We start from the raw sequence: 19,535 nt of genomic DNA, 5'->3' as shown, positions 1-19,535 counted from the left end.
GTCCTCAGACGTGCAGATACCGGTCCGTCACGCCTTTATCTGTCATGAGTTCTTCGCTGGTCCCCGTCCAGACCGACCGCCCCTTCTCGATGATCACGTGGCGGTCGGCGAAGGTCGCCAGCGCGCCCACGTTCTTGTCGATCACCAGGATCGATTGACGCTCACCCTTGAGGCGCTTGAGGCAGGTCCAGATCTCGGCGCGGATCAGCGGTGCCAGTCCTTCCGTTGCCTCGTCCAAGACGAGCAGTTTCGGGTTTGTCATCAAGGCGCGGCCGATGGCGAGCATCTGCTGCTCGCCGCCGGAAAGCTGCGTTCCGAGATTGCCGCGGCGCTCCTTGAGGCGCGGAAAGAGGTCGTACACGGCATTGAGGGTCCAGCGGCCCAGGCCCGTTCGGTTGGACGCTGTGGCGATGAGATTTTCCTCGACTGTCAGGGTCGGGAAGACCTGGCGTCCCTCCGGCACGAGGCCGATGCCGGTCTGGGCGATCCGATAGGGTGCAAGTCCCGTCACGACGGCACCGTCGAAGCGTACTTCGCCGCCCCGCGGGCGCAGGAGGCCCATGATGGAGCGCACCGTGGTGGTCTTGCCCATGCCGTTGCGCCCGAGCAGGGTCACGACCTCGCCGGCGCCGACATCGAGCGAGATGTCGAACAGAACCTGGGCTGCCCCGTAGGAGGCCTGGAGTTGACGGACGGAGAGCATCAGACCATCTCCTCGTCGCCGAGATAGGCGGCGCGCACCTCGGGATTCTCTCTGACCCGCTCCGGCGTATCGGTGGCGATGACGCGCCCGTAGACGAGAACGGAAACGCGGTCCGCAAGGGAAAAAACCGCATCCATGTCGTGCTCGATGAGGACGATGGTCAAACGGCTCTTCAGGCGTCGCAGGGTCTCGACCACTCGCTGTGACTCATCATGCCCCGTTCCGGCCAGCGGCTCGTCGAGGAGGAGCAGCTTCGGCTTCGTTGCAAGCCCGATGGCGAGCTCCAGCTGGCGCTTCTCACCATGGGACAGGAGGCCGGCCGGAATGTGGGCGCGGGCGCCAAGCCCGACCTCGCTGAGGCAATCCATGGCGGTGCCGTTCAGGCCTTTTTCCTGCGAGGCGTTGCCGAAGAAGCGGAAGCTCGAGCCGGAGCGGGCCTGAACCGCAAGGGCCACATTCTCCATTGCGGAGAAGCCGGGCAGGATCGACGTGATCTGGAACGAGCGCGCCAATCCCCGTTTGACCCGCTGCGGCATGGACAGATGCGTGATATCCTCGCCGGCGAACAGGATCTGGCCCGCATTGGACGGTAGCATGCCGGAAACCTGATGGATGAGCGTCGTCTTGCCCGCGCCGTTGGGTCCGATGATCGCATGCAACTCGCCGGGCCGAACCGATAGGCTTACATGGTCGGTGACGACGAGCGCGCCGTAATTCTTGCGCAGGCTGCGGAGTTCGAGCAGGGGCTCAGCCATGATGCGGCCTCCGCAGCAGGCCCATGATACCGCCTCGCGCGAACAGCACGATCAGGATGAGCAGGGGGCCGAACACCATCTGCCAGTTTTCCGTCAGCCGCGAGCGGATGTCGTCGTTCAGAAGGAAGCTCGCCGCGTGGAGGATTTCCGGAAGGAACTCTTCCAGCAGCAGGAAGGCCGCGGCGCCGATGATCGCGCCATGCAGGGAGCCGAGCCCACCAAGCACCACCATGAAGATCAGCTCACCCGAGCGCTGCCATGTCATGAAGGCGGGGCTTATGAACTCCGCCTGGTTGGCCATGAGCCAGCCTGCGAGGCCCGCCATCATCCCACTGATGACATAGGCAGCAAGCTGGAAGCGGAAGGGCTGGAAGCCGACGGCTTCCATGCGCACGGCGTTCTCCTTCGTGCCGCGCAGCACGCGCCCGAAGCGCGATGTGACGATGGCCCGTGAAAGCAGATAAGCACCGATGAGGCAAAGGAGCGTTGCAGCATAGAAGGCGTAGTCATTCTCCAGGAGGCCGGCGCCCGCAATGAGGCTGCGGTTCGGGAGCGTCAGGCCGTCATCGCCCCCATAGGGAGCGAGGGATGTGGCCAGGAAGAACAGCATCTGCGCGAAGGCGAGGGTGATCATGATGAAGTAGACCCCTTTCGTCCGCAGCGAAATCGCGCCTGTCACCAAGGCGAACAACGCGGAGGCCCCGAGGGCGGCCGGGATCTGGATCAGCGCGTCTTCTATCCCATGGCTTGCCAGGATGCCGACGGCATAGGCTCCGATGCCGAGAAAGGCCGCGTGTCCGAAGCTCACGAGCGCGCCGTAGCCGAGGATGAGGTCGAGCGACATGGCCGCGAGGCCAAAGATCATGATACGGGTGAGGAGCGACAGGACATACCCCTCCGCACCCGAGGCGGAGGCCAGGAGGGGAGCCGCGGCGAAGGCTGCGAAGAGGACGAGAGGGATGCTGTCGATTCGCATGCTCGAGGAGGGCGCTGGAGCGGTCTGCGTTCCGGTGAGTTCCGTCATGACCGCGCCTTACCTTTTCACCGGAAACAGGCCGGAGGGACGGAAGAACAGCACCCCCGCCATGAAGATGTAGATCAGCATCGGTGCGATGGCCCGCCCGGTCTGGCTCGCCGCCGAAGGATCGAGGACGAGCCTCAGCAGGTTCGGTGCGAAGGAGCGGCCGATGGTGTCGACCAGACCGATCAGGAGCGCCGCCAGGAAGGCCCCGCGAATCGACCCGATGCCGCCGATCACGATCACCACGAAAGCCAGGATGAGGATATTGTCGCCCATGCCGGGCTGCACGGACAGGATTGGAGCGACCATCGCGCCCGCAAAGCCCGCGAGCATGGCCCCGAACCCGAAGACGATCATGAACAGCCGCTTGATGTTGACACCGAGCGCCGACACCATCTGGGGGTTCGTGGCGCCTGCGCGCACCAGCATGCCGACCCGCGTGAAGTTGACGAGCACGTACAGCAGAGCGGCGACGAGGAGGCCCGCCGCGATAATGGCGAGGCGATAGACCGGATAGAGCAGCCCGTCCGCGATCTCGACGGAGCCCGACAGGATATCAGGCACCGGCACGCTGAGGGGAGCCGCGCCCCAGACGAACTTTACGCCCTGGTTTAGGAACAGGATCACGCCGAAGGTGGCGAGCACCTGATCGAGATGATCTCTCTCGTAGAGGTGCCGGAAGACGAGCACTTCCAGAAGAAGGCCGAAGGCCAGCGCGGTCGGAAGGGCTAAGACGAGCCCCCAGCCGAAGCCGCCTGTCCAGGCGCTGAAGGCCGCGATCAGGTAAGCGCCGATCATGTACTGGACGCCATGCGCCAGATTGATGAAGTCCATGACGCCGAAAACCAGCGTCAGCCCGGCGGCGATCAGGAACAGGATCAGGCCGAACTGAAGGCCGTTCAATGTCTGGATCAGAAGGAGGGTCGCGGTCATCGGCGCTTCACTGGCGGCGGACGTTCACCGGGCGAGCCTCGGCGCGTCGTCCTCGGCGAGAATGCCGGCGGCGTTCTCGGGATAATGGCCCGCCCCGTATCAGGCGAGGCCTGAACGGGGCGGGGCAAGTCGGATTGCGGCTCAGTTCGTCGCCGCGCATTCCTTCGCATAGGCATCCGCATAATCGTCGAACACCTTCTCGACGATCTCGGTCTGGAACTTGCCGTCCGGACGCTTGCCGACCTTCACTAGGTAGAAATCCTGAACGGGGAAGTTGTTCGCGCCGAACTTGAAGTCGCCGCGCAGGGACTTGAATTCCGCCTTCTTGAGGGCTGTGCGCAGAGCTTCCTTGTCGTCGGCCTTGCCGCCCGTTGCCTTCAATGCGCTGTCAATGAGGAGCGCCGCATCGTAGGCGTGCATGGCGTAGGAAGCCGGCACGGAATTGTAGGCTGCAACATAGTCCTGCACGAACTTCTTGTTCTGCGGCGTGTCGAGGTTCGGAGCCCAGTTGGAGCCGCCGAACATGCCGATCGCGGCGTCCTGCTGCGCCGGCAGCGTCGATTCATCGACGGTGAAAGCGGAGAGGAACGGGATGCGGTCGGCGAGACCCGCCGCCCGGTACTGCTTGACGAGATTCACGCCCATGCCGCCTGGCATGAAGGTGAAGATCGCATCCGGCTGCATCGAGGCGATCTTGGCGAGCTCCGACTGGAAATCGAGATTGTTGAGCGGAACGTAGGATTCCTCGACGATCTCGCCCTTGTAGTGCCGCTTGAAACCCGCGAGCGCATCCTTGCCGGCCTGGTAGTTCGGCGCCAGCAGATATACCTTCTTGTAGCCGCGGTTCTCCGCGACCTTGCCCAGAACCTCATGGTTCTGGTCGTTCTGGTAGGAGGTTGCGAAGAAGTAGGGATCGCAGCTCTTGCCGGCGAGGTTCGACGGGCCGGCATTGGGGCTGATATAGAAGGTCTTCGAGTCGGTGATCGGCTTGTGGGTGGCGACGGCAACGTTCGAGAAGATCGGCCCGACGACGAAGTCCACCTTGTCGCGCTCGATGAGGCCTTTGACCTTCGTCACGGCGACGTCCGGCTTCAGCTCGTCGTCGACGACGATCACCTCGACGTCGCGTCCGCCGAGTTTGCCGCCGAGATCCTTCATGGCGAGTTGGAAGCCATCCCGCGCATGCTGGCCGAGCACGGCCGATGGGCCGGAAAGGGTGAGGAGAAGGCCGACCTTCAGCTTCTCCTGTGCCATGGCCGGTGCTGCAGCCAGAGTCACGGCCGCTGCAAGGCCAAGGGTTTTGATTGTTGCGTTCATCGTGATCTCCCGAGTGGCTGTTCCCTGCGCACGTTTGCCGTGCTTTACGAGATTGTTCCCGGCGGGACGAAGGCGCCTCGACGGAAGGGGCGGCGCTACTCTGCCGCAAAACGTTTCTGGCGAACACTCCCTTTATAGGAGCCCTCGCACCGGCATCCCCAAAATTGGGATTGCCAAGTATTGTTTTAAGTTTAAAATAATTTCTGCCTTCTTCAAGTGGATTGTTTCGCAGGGGAAGGCTGGTGGGATGACAGCTGCGTGAGGAGCGGGACAAGAGAGCCTGAGGAGCGCGTTCGCGGTCCTCGGCACATCGGGCCCAAGCTCCACGGGCTCGCGCGGCATTGCTCTCCTGCTCCACAATCGAACGGAGGAGCGGACGATGGCGGACACGGCGCATGTGGATACCTTCGCGAGAGACAACCTTCCGCCCAGGGACCAGTGGCCGACATTCATTTTCAACCGCCCCGAGCTGCAATATCCCGAGCGGCTCAACTGCGCCGCAGCGTTTCTTGACCGATGGGTCGAGGCGGGCAGAGGCGACCAGCCTTGCCTCATCAGTCCGGCCGAGACGCTCACTTATCGCGAGCTTCAGGAGCGGGTGAACCGGATCTGCAACGTGCTGGTCCAGCGGCTCGGATTCGTGCCCGGTAGCCGGGTGCTCCTGCGGTCCGCCAACAATCCGATGATGGTGGCGGCTTATCTGGCCGTGCTGAAGGCCGGCGGCGTCGTCGTCGCGACAATGCCGCTGCTTCGCGCCAAGGAAATCGCCTATCCCCTGAACAAGGCCAGGATCACCATCGCGCTCTGTGATTACCGTCTTGCAGAGGACATGGAGCGCGCCAAAGTCATGGCGCCTGATCTCCAGCACGTGGTGTATTGGGGTTCAGGCAAGCCAGATAGCCTGGAAGCCTTAATCGCCGGGACATCATGCGAGTTCGAGGCTGTCGACACGGCAGCGGACGATGTGTGCCTGATCGGCTTCACCTCCGGCACCACAGGCGAGCCGAAGGGAACCATGCATTTCCATCGTGACATGCTGGCGATCTGCGACGCCTATTCGCGCAACGTGCTGAGGTCTGAGTCGAGCGACCGTTTCATTGGTTCGCCGCCGCTTGCCTTCACGTTTGGGCTCGGCGGCATCGTGCTGTTCCCCATGAGCGTCGGAGCCTCGACCGTGCTGCTGGAGAAAGCCGGTCCTGACGATCTTCTGCCGGCAATCATGCAGTACAAGGCCACGATCTGCTTCACCGCGCCCACAGCTTATCGCGCCATGCTGTCGAAGCTGGAAGGCTACGACATCTCGTCCCTGCGCAAATGCGTCTCGGCTGGCGAGCCCCTGCCGAAGAGCACCTTCGAGGCGTGGAGGGATGCGACGGGCATTCGACTTATGGATGGCATCGGTGCCACTGAAATGCTGCACATCTTCATCGCTGCCAGGGAGGAGGAGATCCGCCCCGGTGCAACCGGCAAACCCGTTCCAGGCTACGAGGCGAAGGTCATCGACGAAGAGGGGCGCGACCTGCCGCCCGGGAGCGTCGGCCGTCTCGCAGTCCGTGGACCGACCGGATGCCGGTATCTCGCCGACGAGCGGCAGGGCAAATACGTGCAGGATGGCTGGAACATCACGGGTGACACCTACCTCATGGATGAGGACGGCTACTTCTGGTATCAGGCCCGCTCCGACGACATGATCGTCTCCGCGGGCTACAACATCGCGGGGCCTGAGGTCGAGGCGGCGCTCCTCACCCATCCGGCTGTGGCAGAATGCGGCGTCGTCGGAGCGCCGGACGATGGCCGCGGTATCGTGGTCAAAGCTTATGTGGTTCTACGTCCGGACCATGCGCCAAGCGCCGAGCTAACCAAGGCGTTGCAGGATCACGTGAAGCAGGAGATCGCTCCCTATAAGTATCCGCGCCTGATCGAATTCGTGGACGCATTACCCCGAACACAGACTGGCAAGCTCCAGCGTTTCGAGCTGCGCCGCATTGCGCAGGACGTGGCCAAGCCGCAGGAGGCGATGGGTGTCTAAGGATAAGGCTGAAGCCTGACGATCGGCTTCCAGGTTGATCGCCAGTTATTTTAAGCTTAAAATAAATTCCGTAACTCGGATAGAACCCATGAAGACGGCAATCATCGGTGGCGGCCCGGCGGGGCTTTACTTCGCAATCCTGCTGAAGAAGCTTCGGCCGGAATCCGATATCACCGTCTATGAACGCAACCGTGCAGACGAGACCTTCGGCTTCGGCGTCGTTTTCTCCGATGCGACCCTCGACAATTTCGAAAAGTACGACCTGCCGAGCTACCAGCGGATCGTCCGGGAGTTCGCCTATTGGGACGACATCGCGATCCATTTCAGGGGAACCGAGCACCGGATCGGCGGCAACGGCTTTTGCGGCTGCTCGCGCCGCACGCTGCTCCTGATCCTGCAGGATCGGGCGGAGGAACTCGGCGTCACGCTGCGCTACGAAGCGGATGTCGATGACGAGAGCCTGTTCACGGATGCGGATTTGGTCGTGGTGGCGGACGGCATCAACAGCCGCTTCCGGGAGCGCTACGCGGATCACTTCCAGCCTGAAGTCGACTTGAGGCCGAACAAATTCACCTGGATGGGCTCGACCCGGCCGCTCGACGCCTTCACCTTCATCTTCCAGGAGACCGAGTGGGGTCCCTTCATCGCCCATGCCTATCAGTATGAGGCGAACCGCTCGACTTGGGTGTTCGAAACAGACCCGGAGACCTTCGAGCGGGCCGGGTTGAGGGACAAGAGCGAGGCTGAATCCGCCGCGCTCATGGAGCAGATCTTCGGCTGGTTTCTGGGCGGGCACCGGATTCTTACCAATCGCTCGATCTGGCGCAATTTCCCGATGATCCGCAACAAGCGCTGGGTCATGGGTAACAAGGTGCTGCTCGGCGACGCCAAGGCTTCGGCGCATTTCTCCATCGGGTCGGGCACGAAGCTCGCCATGGAGGATGCGATTGCGCTCTATGAAGCCATTCGTCGTGAGCGGAGCGTCGAAGGCGCCTTGGCGCTCTATGAGACGGGCCGGCGCGAGGAGGTCGAGAAGACCCAGCACGCGGCCGACGTGTCGCTGGTCTGGTTCGAGCATGTGGCCCGCTTCTGGGACTTCGATCCGGTGCAGTTCGCTTTCGGCGTGATGACCCGCGCCAAGGCGATCACCTACGATAATCTGCGCCTGCGGGCTCCCGATTTCGTCGCGGCCGTCGATCAGACCTTTGCCCAACAGGTGCGCCGGCAGGGCTTCGACGTTGCAGTTGAGAACCCCACTGTCCCCATGTTCCAGCCGTTCCGACTGCGCGAGATGATTGTCGCGAACCGGGTGGTGGTGTCGCCGATGGACATGTATTCGGCCAAAGATGGTGTGCCGAACGACTTTCACCTCGTTCATTACGGCTCCCGTGCTACGGGCGGGGCTGGACTCGTGTTCACGGAGATGACCTGCGTCTCGCCTGAGTCTCGCATCACGCTCGGCTGCACCGGCCTGTGGAACGACGAGCAGGAGGCCGCCTGGAAGCGGATCGTCGACTTCGTTCATGCGAACTCGGAGACGAAGATCTGCCTGCAACTCGGCCATGCCGGCCGCAAGGGTGCCACCAAGCTCATGTGGGAGGGCATCGACCGACCGCTGGAAGAGGGGGGCTGGGACATCTGCTCAGCATCTCCCATCCCCTATTTCCCGGACAGCCAGGTGCCGCGCGAGGTGACGCGGGCGGAACTCGACACCATCAAGGCGCAGTTCGTCGAAGCGGCCATTCGTGGCGAGCGCGCCGGCTTCGACATGCTCGAACTCCACTGTGCGCATGGATACCTGCTGGCGAGCTTCATCTCGCCGCTCACCAACCGGCGCACGGACGAGTATGGCGGCTCCCTCGAGAACCGCCTGCGCTATCCGTTGGAGGTGTTCGACGCCATGCGCATGGTCTGGCCTGCGCACAAGCCCATGTCGGTTCGCATTTCCGCGACCGATTGGGCCGAGGGGGGCGTCACGGGTGAGGAAGCGGTCGAGGTCGCCCGCGCCTTCGCAGAGCACGGGGTCGACCTCGTCGATGTTTCCACCGGGCAGACCGTGCGGGAGGCGCGGCCGATCTACGGGCGCATGTTCCAGACGCCGTTCTCCGATCAGGTGCGAAACGAGGCGCGCGTCGCCACCATGTGCGTCGGCAACATCACGACGGCTGATCAGGTGAACACGATCCTAGCTGCGGGCCGGGCCGATCTCGTGGCGCTCGGGCGACCGCATCTCGTGGATCCGTTCTTCACCATGAAGGCTGCGGCCTGGTATGGCGCCGCCGGCATCCATTGCCCGCCGCAATATCATGCCGGCCGGGACCAGATTTTCCGTAACTCCGTGCGTGACCGGCAAGACCTTGAAGAGCTGAAGATCAAGGCCAAGCCTAAAACACGCGCCGAGTTGAAGATGGAGGCCGGCGAGAAGCCCCTCGCGGCGGAATGAAATGAGCATGACAACTCTCAAAGGCCGGCATGCACTGGTCACGGGTGGCGGCCGTGGGATCGGCCGGGCTATCGCGGCCTCGCTCGCCAAAGCCGGGGCGACCGTAACGATCGTGGGGCGCAACCCCGCGACGCTTGAACAGGCCATCATGCAGGGCGATGCTCACGCGGCTGCCGTGGCGGACGTTTCGGATACGCAGAGAGTGCAGGTCGCCGTGCAGGAATCGGTTGCACGCTATGGGCCAGTCGATCTGATGATCGCCAATGCCGGCGGTGCGGCTTCCGCGCCATTCATGAAATCCGGCCCTGAGGTCTTTCGGCAGATGCTGGACGTGAACCTGCTCGGTGTCACGAACGTGGCTCAGGCCGTGCTGCATTCCATGACGGAGCGGGGCTTCGGACGCATTGTTGCCGTCGCCTCAACGGCAGGGCTGAAGGGCTATCCCTACGTGAGCGCCTATTGTGCCGCCAAGCATGCGGTGATCGGCTTCGTACGCGCCCTGGCGCTGGAGACCGCCAAAACCGGCGTGACCGTGAATGCCGTTTGTCCGGGTTTTACCGACACCGATCTCGTGGCAGAGAGCCTCGAGACGATCATGGCGAAGACGGGCAGGACGCGAGAGGAAGCCCTGGGGGAACTCGTGAAACATAACCCGCAGGGCCGATTGATTGACCCATCAGAGGTGGCCGGTGCAGTGCTTTGGCTCTGCAGCGAGGAAGCACGCTCCGTGACGGGGCAGGCCATCGTGATGGCCGGGGGAGAAATCTAGGATGGACGATCAGGCAATTCCGCTCGACGCCGAAACCAAGGCAGTCGAGATGCCGGAGGATCACCGGGAGGAACTGCGCCTCTGGTTGCGCCTCCTCACCTGCACCACTCTTATCGAGGGCGAGGTGCGCAGCCGCCTGCGTGAGCGGTTCGACGTCACGCTGCCTCGCTTTGATCTGATGGCCCAGCTCGATAAGGTGCCGGAGGGCATGACCCTGTCCGACCTCTCGAAGCGCATGATGGTCTCAAACGGAAATCTCACCGGTCTCGTCGACCGGCTCGTCGCCTCCGGCCATATCGTGCGCACAGCTTCTCCGACGGACCGCAGGGCGTCGGTGATCCGCCTGACGGAGACGGGCCGCGCCGAGTTTCGCGCCATGGCGGCCGAGCATGAGCACTGGATTGCAGAACTCTTCGGCGATCTGACGGAAAAGGATCGGAGCGAACTGATGCACCTTCTCGGAAAAACCAAGCTGTCGGCACGGCGCGCCATCCAAGGAGAAGGCCAGTGATGCAGTTTGCCAATTCCATCACGTTGCCGCTCGCCACTTACGAGCCGCGCCATTTTCTCCTGTCGGTCGACGGGCCTGTCGCGACGGTCACGCTCAATCGGCCGGAGAAGAAGAACCCGCTTACCTTCGAGAGCTATCGCGAGTTGGCGGATTTCTTCCATGCCTGCGCAAAGGACGAGGAGGTGAAAGCCATCGTCGTGACCGGCGCCGGCGGTAACTTCTCGTCCGGCGGCGATGTCTTCGAGATCATCGGCCCGCTGGTCGAGATGGACACGAAAGACCTCACCGCCTTCACCCGCATGACCGGAGAGCTCGTGAAGGCCATGCGGGCCGCGCCGCAACCGATCATTGCGGCTGTGGAGGGTATCTGCGCCGGCGCGGGGGCCATCGTGGCGATGGCCTCCGACATCCGCCTTGCGGCTCCTAGCGCAAAGGTGGCGTTCCTGTTCAACAAGGTGGGTCTTGCAGGCTGCGACATGGGCGCCTGCGCCATCCTCCCCCGCATCATCGGTCAGGGGCGTGCCTCGGAACTGCTCTACACAGGCCGATTCATGAGCGCCGACGAGGGCGAGCGTTGGGGCTTCTTCAGCCGCATGGTCGATTCCGGCGAACTCCTGAGCGAGGCGCATAACCTGGCTCGGATGATCGGCACCGGACCGACCTATGCCAACACGATGACGAAGCGCATGCTCGCAATGGAATGGGCTATGTCGGTGGAAGAGGCCATTGAGGCCGAGGCTGTCGCCCAGGCTCTATGCATGACGACCGAGGACTTCGCCCGCGCCTACCGCGCCTTCGCGGCCAAGGAAAAGCCGGTCTTCAAGGGAGATTGACGTGGTCGATACGAGCTTTCTCTCCTGGCCCTTTTTTGAGGCTCGCCATCGGCAATTCGCCGATGGCTTGCGCGACTGGGCTTCACATGAAGTCCGTCCTCTCATTGATCACCATGACATGGACGCTTCCTGCCGCAATCTGGTACGCCGCCTCGGCGAAGGCGAATGGCTCAAGGCTGTCGTGCCGCAGGCCTATGGCGGCCTGTTACCGACCTTCGATGTCCGCACTCTGTGCCTTGCCCGCGAGACTCTTGCTTATCAGGACGGTCTGGCGGATTTCGCCTTCGCCATGCAGGGGCTCGGGACGGGTCCGATCACCCTGTTCGGTTCCGAGGCGCTGAAGGACAGATATCTGCCGCCAGTCGCACGCGGTGAAGCCATCGCAGCCTTCGCGCTGTCGGAGCCCGAAGCCGGTTCGGATGTTGCCGCCATGAGCACGACGGCTGTGCCGGATGGATCCGATCATGTGCGCCTCGACGGCGTGAAGACATGGATCTCGAACGGCGGCATTGCGGACCATTATGTGGTGTTCGCACGATCTGGCGAGGCGCCCGGAGCGAAGGGCCTGTCGGCCTATGTGGTCGATGCGCAGACACCGGGACTGACGATCGAGAACCGGATCGATGTCATCGCGCCTCATCCTCTCGCAACCCTTCGGTTCGAAGGATGCCGCGTGCCGCTCTCGCAGCGCGTCGGCGGTCCGGGGGATGGGTTCAGGGTGGCCATGGCGACCCTCGACGTCTTCCGCTCGACCGTGGGAGCGGCGGCTCTCGGACTAGCCCGCCGTGCCCTTGACGAGGCGCTGCAGCACGCATCGTCTCGTAAGCTCTTCGGCGCTCCGTTGGGCGAGTTGCAGTTGACGCAAGCCTCACTCGCCGACATGGCGACAGGTGTCGATACGGCTGCGCTCCTCGTGTATCGCGCCGCGTGGACAAAGGACCAAGGCGCGGAGCGCGTGACCCGCGAGGCCGCCATGGCGAAGATGCATGCTACGGAAGAGGCGCAGCGCGTGATCGACCGGGCTGTCCAGATCTTCGGCGGCCTTGGCGTGACCAAGGGCGTGAAAGTCGAGGAGCTCTATCGCGAGATCAGGGCTCTGCGGATCTACGAGGGAGCGACCGAGGTGCAGAAAGTCGTGATTGCACGGGAGCTCCTGAAGCTGCACGCGCAGCAATCCAAGCATTGAAGGGGAGAATGCCGATGACAGCCGCTGTTGGAGAGGCTCCCTTGCCCGTCGCCGATGATGGTCCCGAAGTTCTCAACCCGAAGCACTGGCCTTCCCCGAAAGGCTATGCCAACGGCATGATGGCGGAAGGCAGGATCGTCGTCACCGGCGGCATCGTCGGCTGGGACGAGAATGGTGTTTTTGCCGATGGCTTCGTCACGCAGGCGCGCCAGATCTTCGAGAATATCCGGGCGATCTTAGCGGAGGGAGGGGCTGAGCCCCGGCATCTGGTGCGGCTGACCTGGTATGTGGTCGACATCGAAGAGTATCTTGCGCATCTGCGTGAACTCGGCCGCGCCTACCGGGAGGTGTTCGGCACCCACTACCCGGCCATGGCGCTCGTCCAGGTCGTGCGCCTCGTGGAAAAGGCCGCCCGGATCGAGATCGAGGCAACGGCCGTCATTCCCCGTCGGGCCACCACCTGACGGCCTTTGCCTTGTCTGACAGTCGGTTGGAAGGTCCTGCCTGATAGACTAGGATGGCGGGCCCTGGATCCCATGACCGGGAAGGCGTCATGATGATTTCCCTGCGACGCGCACTGCGCGAGATGGCCATCCCGCTGGTTGGCGCGCTTCTGCTGGTTCTGTTCATCGTCTTGCAGGTCCTTGGAACGCCCCAGGCGCTCGGCGGCCTCGGCTTCTTGTCTCCGGCGCAGACATCAAGCCCCCGGGCGACCCTGGAGGGCTTCCGCGCCGACACATCGCGCGCAACGGCTCGGCTCATGGAGGCTTACCGGGAGAGCCGGTCCGAACCTGGCTTGTTCTTGAGTGAAAGCGTTGCCCGGAAAGCCGCGGAGGCCGATGCCCTGCTGGCCAGAGCCTCCCAGACCCTCGATCTGCGGGATATTCCCCCAGTCGAGCTGGAGCACCGGAGGCTTGAATCCGTCATTCTCCTGAAAGAGATCCTCGACCGTGTCCGGTTGCCGGATACGGGTTTGATACCCGGTGACGACGAGATTGCGGCGAAGCCGCCGGCAAGCTGGAATGTGCCCGGAACGGACCTCCGGATCGTGCGCATCGCCGACGGGCCAAGGGCTGGAGAGTACCTGTTCTCGAGTGGGACGGTGCTCGGGCTTGAGAGATTCTATCGCATGGTTCGCAACGAGCCCAATCTAAGCGGCGCAACAATCGATTTCTACGATTTCTTCAGCCAGTCCCCGGGCCATCTGCTGCCGCCGAAATGGTTCAGCGTGATCGAAGCCCTGCCGGTGTCCCTGAAGGTGGAGATCGAAGGGCAGGCGGTCTGGCAATGGATCGCATTTTTCCTCGCGACAGGCCTCGCTGCCGGAATTGTCCTGGGAGTGCGCTTGCTGGCGCGCCATGCCGACGCCTCTCTAAGCGCAGTGGCGCAGGTCCTCGCAGGTGTGATCGTGCCCGGCGCTGTTGCAGCAGCGGCTTTGTTCGTGCGCTACATGAGCGACAACCAGATCAACCTGACAGGCCAGGTCAACAACGTCGTCGAGGAGGTCGCCGAAGGCACCGCCTATATCGCCATGATCTGGGCCGTCATTGCCTTTTCCAACGCTGTTGCCGGACAGCTCTACCTGACGGCGACGAAAAGCATTGACGCCCATCTGGCACGGGCTGCCGTTCGGGTTGCCGGTCTTGCCGCCGCCGTTACCCTCCTCATCTACGGCGCCTCCTATCTCGGTATTCCGCTCGCCGGTCTCCTGGCCGGTCTCGGGGTCGGCGGCCTGGCGGTTGCCCTTGCGGCCAAGCCGACCCTGGAGAACTTCATCGGCGGCTTGATTCTCTATGCAGACCGCCCGGTCCGGGTGGGCGACCTGTGCCGGTTCGGCACTCTCGAAGGCCGGGTCGAGGAGATCGGGATTCGCTCGACGCGGATCAGGGGCCTCGACCGAACCCTGATCACGATTCCGAACGCCACCTTCGTGAACATGAACATCATCAACCTGACCAACCGCGACCGGATGCCTTACGACCGGGTCATCGGGCTGCTCGCTACGGACACGGCGGCGATCCGCCAGGAGATCGAGGCCGTTGCTGCCCTTGTGGCGGAACACCCGAGAATCGAGCGCGGCTCCGTCCAGGCGCGGCTGCGGGAGGGGCAGGAGGAGAAGCCCAAGGTCGAGATCTGTGCCCTGATCAGCACGTCGAAATGGAGCGAGTTCCTGCAGATCCAGCAGGAACTCGACCTCATGCTGCGCGACAGGATGCTGGCTGCTGCATCCACGGATGCGCCAGCCCCCGGTTCAACGGACAACGTCGTGCCGCTCAAGGACCCTGCATGAACTGAGATCGAGCGGTCTCAGAGGGTGATGGACACGATCTCAGCCTGTCCCGGCCCGACTGTGACGGTATCCCCGACCTCCTTGCCCATCAGGGCCTGCGCGAGGGGCGAGACGTAGGAGAGGCTGCCCTTCGCCGGATCGGCCTCATCCTCACCGACGATGCGGTAGGTTTGCCGTCGTCCGTTCTCGCGCTCGAAGGTCACTTCGGCACCGAAGCGGACGTGGGACGTGTCCGTCGGTGGGGGCACCACCTCCGCCGAGACCCTGCGGGCCGACCAGTAGCGTAGGTCACGAGACAGGCGGGCGACTTCGGCCTTGTCATCCCTGAGCTGCGCCTCTGAAAGGCGCTTCTCCAGCGACTCGATCTCGGAGTCCATGCGGGCTAGCCCCGCTGGCGTGACGAGATGGTGGGGGCTGATCGACCGGTCAGGTAGGTCCTCGAAGGCTTCTCCACCTTCAGATTCACGAACAAAGGCACGGCTCATGGCGCTTCCTCCGCCTAGGAGGAAAACGTCCGAACCCGGCTAAGTTTCCCGTTTTAACCTTTAGGGTTTGCCTTGCCTCAGGCGACCGACGATGCCGCCGGGGAAGGCGTAGACGCTGATGATGAAGAGGGCGCCGAGCCACAGGAGCCACCGGTCCGGGTGGATGAGGTTGGGCAGGAGCGGGATGCCCGCGAGTGCCGCGCTTCCGGCCCCCATCAGCACCTGAAGGTAGCTCTGGGCCAGCACGAACAGGGCCGCCCCGATGACGGCGCCGTACATCGTGCCCATGCCGCCGATCACGACCATAAGCAGGATGTCGATCATGATCGAGAAGGACAGAGTGGTGTCCGGCCCGTTGTAGCGCAGCCACAAGGCCATGAGGGCACCCGCAATCGTCGCGGCAAGAGCCGAGATGACCGAGGCCGCTGTGCGGTATGCGACAACCCGGTAGCCCAAGGCCTCGGCCCGAAACTCGTTCTCCCGGATCGCCTGCAGCACGCGGCCGAAGGGGGAGTTCACGATGCGCAGCAGGGCAAGAAAGACCACGAGCGACACGGCGAAGACAAGGTAATAGGCGAGCAGGCGTCCGTTGATCATGGTGCCGAAGACCGGCTCCGAGAAGACCCGAAAGGCCGGACGAAGCGCTGGCGGCAGCTGGAACGACAGTCCATCCTCGCCACCGGTGATTTCGGACAATTGGGAGGCCAGAACGGCCGCTGCGGTCGCGACCGCCAGGGTGATCATCGAGAAGAAGATGGCGCGTACCCGGAGCGACAGGAGGCCGATGGCGATCGCCAGGACGGCCGACAAGCCGAGAGCCGCCGCCGACCCGATGGCGACCGAACCCCAGGTGGGGCTCACGCGCTCGAGCGCGATGGCGATGCCGTAGCCGCCGATGCCGAAGAACATGGTGTGGGCAAAGGACACGATGCCGGAATAGCCGAGCAGCAGGTCGTAGCTTGCGACCAGCACGATGAACACACAGATCTTCGCCGCCGTGCCCACGGGCTGGCTGCCCGAGAACAGGAATGGGGTCGCGGCCAGCAGCGCGAAGATGGAGAAGAGAATCACGCTCAGGGCCCGCGAGCGGGGCAGGTCGGACGACAGCAGAGAGGTCAGGATGCCGCCGCGCCTGCGGGTCTCGTCGAAGGCGAGGGGGAGAGCAGAAGATGAACTCATCGGCGTGCTACCGGAAACAGGCCCTGGGGACGCCAGATCAGGACGAGGGCCATGACGAGGATGTTGGAGATCAGCGCCAGCTTGGGCTCGATGAAGCCGACGTAGTTGGCCACGAGCGCCACGAGAATGGAGCCCACGAAGCAGCCGCCGACGGAGCCGAGACCGCCGATGATGATGACGATGAACACCAGCACCATCACCTCCATGCCCATGCCGGCGGTGAGCGTCTGGCGGTAGAACGCCCACATGACGCCTCCGAGGCCGGCGAGCGCCGAGCCTGCGATGAACACGCTCACGAAGAGCCGGCGGATGCGGTAGCCCAGCGCCTCGACCATCTCAGGGTTCTCGACGCCGGCGCGGATGAGCAGGCCGATCCGGGTACGGTTGAGCAGCAACTGCATGCCGATGAACACCGCAAGGCCGATGACGACCGCCACCACACGGTAGCGCTCCATGACGATGTCGCCGAACACGAAGGCGCCGCGCAGGGATTGCGGCAGCGGGATCGGGATCGGCGATGCGCCCCAGATGGCGTGGATCAGTTGCTCGGTCACGATGAGGCCGCCCATGGTGACGAGGATCTGCTTGAGATGGCTGCCATAGACCGGGCGGACGATCACGCGCTCGAAGACGGCTCCGGCCAGGGCCGTGACGCCCATGGCGACCAGAATGCACAAGCCTAAGAGCGCCAGGTTCAACCCGATGGAATCCTCCAGCGCCCAACCGGCCAGGGGGCCAAGAACGAGGAGGGTGGCGTAGGCGCCGAGCGAGATGAAGACTCCGTGGCCGAAATTGATGATGTCCATGAGGCCGAACACGAGGGTGAGCCCGGAAGCCATGAGGAAGATCATCATGCCCATGGCGAGGCCCGCGACCGTGAGCGTCACCCAGGTCGATGGGCTGCCCACGAAGGGCAGCGCCAGAAGGCCGAGAGCCGGCACGAGCAGGAGCGGCAGCCAGTCCGTCTTGGCGCGGGGAAGTTCGGCCGGAGCCGTGGATGGGGCAGCCATGTCGCTCATTGGTGGGCATCCAGAGAGAGGCCGAGCAGGCGCTGCTGCATGGTTTTGTCCGCCACGAGGTCGCTCATGGCGCCGGAATGCACGATGCGTCCGTCGTCCATCACCACCACATGGTCGCCGAGCGCCGAAGCCGCATAAAAGTTCTGTTCAACAAGCAGGATTGTTTCGCCTGAGGCCTTCAGGGCTCTGAAGGCCTCGATCATGCTGCGCACCATGACGGGAGCAAGGCCCTTGGTGGGCTCGTCGATGAGCAGCAGGCGGCGGGGCTCTGCGATAGCGCGGGCGATAGCCAGCATCTGCTTCTGCCCGCCCGAGAGGTTGCCGGCGGGTAGGTTCCAGAAGCGCTTGAGGGCGGGAAACAGCCCGAGGATCCAGTCGAGGCGGTTCCTGTCCACGGGGCCGCTGCGGGCTGCGAGCACGATGTTCTCGCGAACCGTGAGATCGGTGAAGATGCCCATGGCTTCCGGCACATAGGCAATGCCGGAACGGGCGATGTCCGGCGTCGAGCGGGTAGTGATGTCGCTGCCGTCGAAGCGGATGCGGCCGGAAGAAGCCTGCCACAGGCCCATGATGGTGCGAAGCGTCGTGGTCTTGCCGGCGCCGTTGCGGCCGAGCAGCATGGTCAGTTCGCCGGCAGGAACGGCAAAGTCCACGCCGTGAAGAATGTGATAAGGGCCGATATGCGTGTGCACGCCGGAGAGATGCAGCAGAGGCTCAGTCACGGGCGACCTCCACGCCGAGATAGGCTTCCTGCACCACCGGCGAGGCGATGACCTCGGCGGGATCGCCGTCGGCCACGAGGGCACCGTTGTGCAGCACGATGATGCGGTCGGAGAGCGAGCGCACCACGTCCATCTTGTGCTCCACGAGGAGCACTGTGGCGTCCCCGCGCTTCCTGATGTCGTTGATGAGTTCGAGCACCGTCGGAACCTCGTCCACACTCATGCCGGCGGTCGGCTCGTCGAACATGAAGACCTTGGGCTCCATGGCGATGAGAAGCGCGACCTCGAGCTTGCGCTGATCGCCATGAGAGAGAGCCTTCGGGGCGATGTGGCGCTTGTCGGCCAAGCGCACCCGCTCCAGGACGGCCTCCGCCTGCTCGACCAGATCGCGGCGCGTGTTCCACACCTTAAGGAGCGACCAGCCCGCATCGGCGCGGCTTTGCACCGCCAAGCGCACATTCTCGAGCGCGGTGAGCTGCGGGAAGAGGTTGGTGAGCTGGAAGGCGCGTCCGAGCCCGCGCTTGGTGCGGGCCGATGGAGCAAGGCCTGTGATGTCCTCGCCGCCGACGATGACCGTGCCCGAGGTGGCGCGCAGCTGGCCGGAGATCAGGTTGAAATAGGTGGTCTTTCCGGCACCGTTGGGACCGACGATGGATGTGAGCGTGCCGGGGGTGAAGCGGCACGACACGTCGTTGACGGCCACATGGCCGCCGAAGCGAATCGTAAGCCCGCGCGTTTCAAGCGCGGGCGTCGTTGTCGTTGATGCGGTCACGGGTCTTTTTAGCGCTTGTTGCGAACCGGGATCGGCATCTTGTCGGCCGGGATGGTGGCAACGAGGTCGAGCAGGTCGTTCGCGTCCTTGCCGTTGGCCTTGACCTTGAAGTGATACATCTCCTGCATGGCCTGGTGATCTTCCTTGCGGAAGGTCATGGGACCCTTCGGCGTCTCGAAGGTCATGCCCTCCATGGCCGTGATCAGCTTCTCGGTGTCGGTGCCGCCGGCCTTCTGAATGGCCGTGACGGCAGCGGAAGCAGCCGCGAAACCGCCTGCGGTGAAGAAGTCCGGCGGCGCGTTGAAGCGCTTCTGGTGCTCGGCCACGAGCCAATCGTTCATCGGGTTCTTCGGGAAGGCATGGTAGTAGTAGATCGCGCCTTCCATGCCGGGATAGTTCTTGTAGATCTGCATGGCCGGCAGGATGTTGCCGCCGGGCGCGATCTCGATGCCGAAGCGCTCGGGCTTCAGGTCGGCGATCTTCGGCAGCGGGTGCTGGCCGGCCCAGATGATGTTGATGATCTTCTTGCCCGGCTTGTCCTTAAGCGCGTCGAAGATGCGCTGGGCGG

At 63.6% G+C, this 19,535-nt stretch carries 19 protein-coding genes; 8 read left to right on the top strand and 11 right to left on the bottom strand.

The window, feature by feature from the left end:
• Positions 1-4 precede the first annotated feature (4 nt).
• The 5 genes from JQC81_RS05455 to JQC81_RS05435 form a co-directional block, all read right to left on the bottom strand.
• Positions 5-703 (bottom strand): ABC transporter ATP-binding protein, encoded by a 699-nt coding sequence (locus tag JQC81_RS05455; RefSeq protein ID WP_203270807.1) that lies wholly within the window; start codon positions 701-703, stop codon positions 5-7.
• The gene (locus JQC81_RS05450; RefSeq protein ID WP_203270806.1) at positions 703-1,458 is read right to left on the bottom strand and encodes an ABC transporter ATP-binding protein; all 756 of its coding nucleotides are present in this window, start codon (positions 1,456-1,458) and stop codon (positions 703-705) included. The genes JQC81_RS05455 and JQC81_RS05450 overlap by 1 nt, the downstream gene beginning before the upstream one ends.
• Positions 1,451-2,482: a branched-chain amino acid ABC transporter permease gene (locus tag JQC81_RS05445; protein ID WP_203270805.1), complete on the bottom strand. Its 1,032-nt coding sequence runs from the start codon at positions 2,480-2,482 to the stop codon at positions 1,451-1,453. The genes JQC81_RS05450 and JQC81_RS05445 overlap by 8 nt, the downstream gene beginning before the upstream one ends.
• Before the next feature lie 9 nt (positions 2,483-2,491).
• Complete coding sequence (locus JQC81_RS05440; RefSeq protein WP_203270804.1) at positions 2,492-3,412, bottom strand: branched-chain amino acid ABC transporter permease; 921 nt, start codon at positions 3,410-3,412, stop codon at positions 2,492-2,494.
• Positions 3,413-3,553: 141 nt separating this feature from the next.
• Entirely contained in the window at positions 3,554-4,729 is a 1,176-nt protein-coding gene (locus JQC81_RS05435) for an ABC transporter substrate-binding protein (RefSeq protein ID WP_203270803.1), read from the bottom strand.
• 379 nt (positions 4,730-5,108) lie between these two features.
• Between JQC81_RS05435 and JQC81_RS05430 the strand changes: the two genes are divergently transcribed.
• The 8 genes from JQC81_RS05430 (at position 5,109) to JQC81_RS05395 (ending at position 14,790) form a co-directional block, all read left to right on the top strand.
• The gene (locus tag JQC81_RS05430; protein WP_203270802.1) at positions 5,109-6,758 is read left to right on the top strand and encodes a benzoate-CoA ligase family protein; all 1,650 of its coding nucleotides are present in this window, start codon (positions 5,109-5,111) and stop codon (positions 6,756-6,758) included.
• An 88-nt stretch (positions 6,759-6,846) separates the two neighbouring features.
• Positions 6,847-9,201, top strand: a complete 2,355-nt coding sequence (locus JQC81_RS05425) for a bifunctional salicylyl-CoA 5-hydroxylase/oxidoreductase (RefSeq protein WP_203270801.1) — start codon at positions 6,847-6,849, stop codon at positions 9,199-9,201.
• A gap of 1 nt (position 9,202) precedes the next feature.
• Entirely contained in the window at positions 9,203-9,970 is a 768-nt protein-coding gene (locus JQC81_RS05420; RefSeq protein WP_203270800.1) for an SDR family NAD(P)-dependent oxidoreductase, read from the top strand.
• Between the two features lies 1 nt (position 9,971).
• On the top strand, positions 9,972-10,481 hold the full coding sequence (locus JQC81_RS05415; RefSeq protein WP_203270799.1) for a MarR family winged helix-turn-helix transcriptional regulator: 510 nt from the start codon (positions 9,972-9,974) through the stop codon (positions 10,479-10,481).
• Entirely contained in the window at positions 10,481-11,314 is an 834-nt protein-coding gene (locus tag JQC81_RS05410) for an enoyl-CoA hydratase family protein (protein ID WP_210347077.1), read from the top strand. Before JQC81_RS05415 ends, JQC81_RS05410 begins: the two co-directional genes overlap by 1 nt.
• 1 nt (position 11,315) lies before the next feature.
• Positions 11,316-12,500 carry an acyl-CoA dehydrogenase family protein gene (locus tag JQC81_RS05405; RefSeq protein WP_203270797.1) on the top strand — a complete coding sequence of 395 codons (1,185 nt, stop codon included), beginning with the start codon at positions 11,316-11,318 and terminating at the stop codon, positions 12,498-12,500.
• 14 nt (positions 12,501-12,514) lie between these two features.
• Complete coding sequence (locus tag JQC81_RS05400) at positions 12,515-12,964, top strand: RidA family protein (RefSeq protein WP_203270796.1); 450 nt, start codon at positions 12,515-12,517, stop codon at positions 12,962-12,964.
• Positions 12,965-13,053: 89 nt separating this feature from the next.
• Positions 13,054-14,790, top strand: coding sequence for a mechanosensitive ion channel family protein (locus JQC81_RS05395; RefSeq protein ID WP_203270795.1), 1,737 nt, complete (start codon positions 13,054-13,056; stop codon positions 14,788-14,790).
• A gap of 17 nt (positions 14,791-14,807) precedes the next feature.
• Here the strand turns inward: JQC81_RS05395 and greA are convergent, their stop codons facing one another.
• The 6 genes from greA to JQC81_RS05365 form a co-directional block, all read right to left on the bottom strand.
• Positions 14,808-15,275, bottom strand: coding sequence for a transcription elongation factor GreA (gene greA, locus JQC81_RS05390; RefSeq protein ID WP_203270794.1), 468 nt, complete (start codon positions 15,273-15,275; stop codon positions 14,808-14,810).
• Positions 15,276-15,335: 60 nt separating this feature from the next.
• Positions 15,336-16,454 carry a branched-chain amino acid ABC transporter permease gene (locus JQC81_RS05385; protein ID WP_246520258.1) on the bottom strand — a complete coding sequence of 373 codons (1,119 nt, stop codon included), beginning with the start codon at positions 16,452-16,454 and terminating at the stop codon, positions 15,336-15,338.
• Entirely contained in the window at positions 16,451-17,473 is a 1,023-nt protein-coding gene (locus JQC81_RS05380; RefSeq protein WP_203270793.1) for a branched-chain amino acid ABC transporter permease, read from the bottom strand. Before JQC81_RS05380 ends, JQC81_RS05385 begins: the two co-directional genes overlap by 4 nt.
• A complete protein-coding gene (locus JQC81_RS05375) occupies positions 17,470-18,195 on the bottom strand; it encodes an ABC transporter ATP-binding protein (RefSeq protein ID WP_203270792.1) in 726 nt (241 codons plus the stop codon). The genes JQC81_RS05380 and JQC81_RS05375 overlap by 4 nt, the downstream gene beginning before the upstream one ends.
• Positions 18,188-18,967, bottom strand: coding sequence for an ABC transporter ATP-binding protein (locus tag JQC81_RS05370; protein WP_203270791.1), 780 nt, complete (start codon positions 18,965-18,967; stop codon positions 18,188-18,190). Before JQC81_RS05370 ends, JQC81_RS05375 begins: the two co-directional genes overlap by 8 nt.
• A gap of 8 nt (positions 18,968-18,975) precedes the next feature.
• A partial coding sequence (locus JQC81_RS05365; RefSeq protein WP_203270790.1) for an ABC transporter substrate-binding protein occupies positions 18,976-19,535 on the bottom strand: 560 nt, incomplete at its 5' end.

Origin of the sequence: Microvirga arabica, assembly GCF_016811235.1 — a bacterium.
Lineage (GTDB): Bacteria > Pseudomonadota > Alphaproteobacteria > Rhizobiales > Beijerinckiaceae > Microvirga > Microvirga arabica.
Note: the sequence above shows the minus strand (reverse complement) of the source record. Positions and strands in the feature narration are given on the sequence as shown.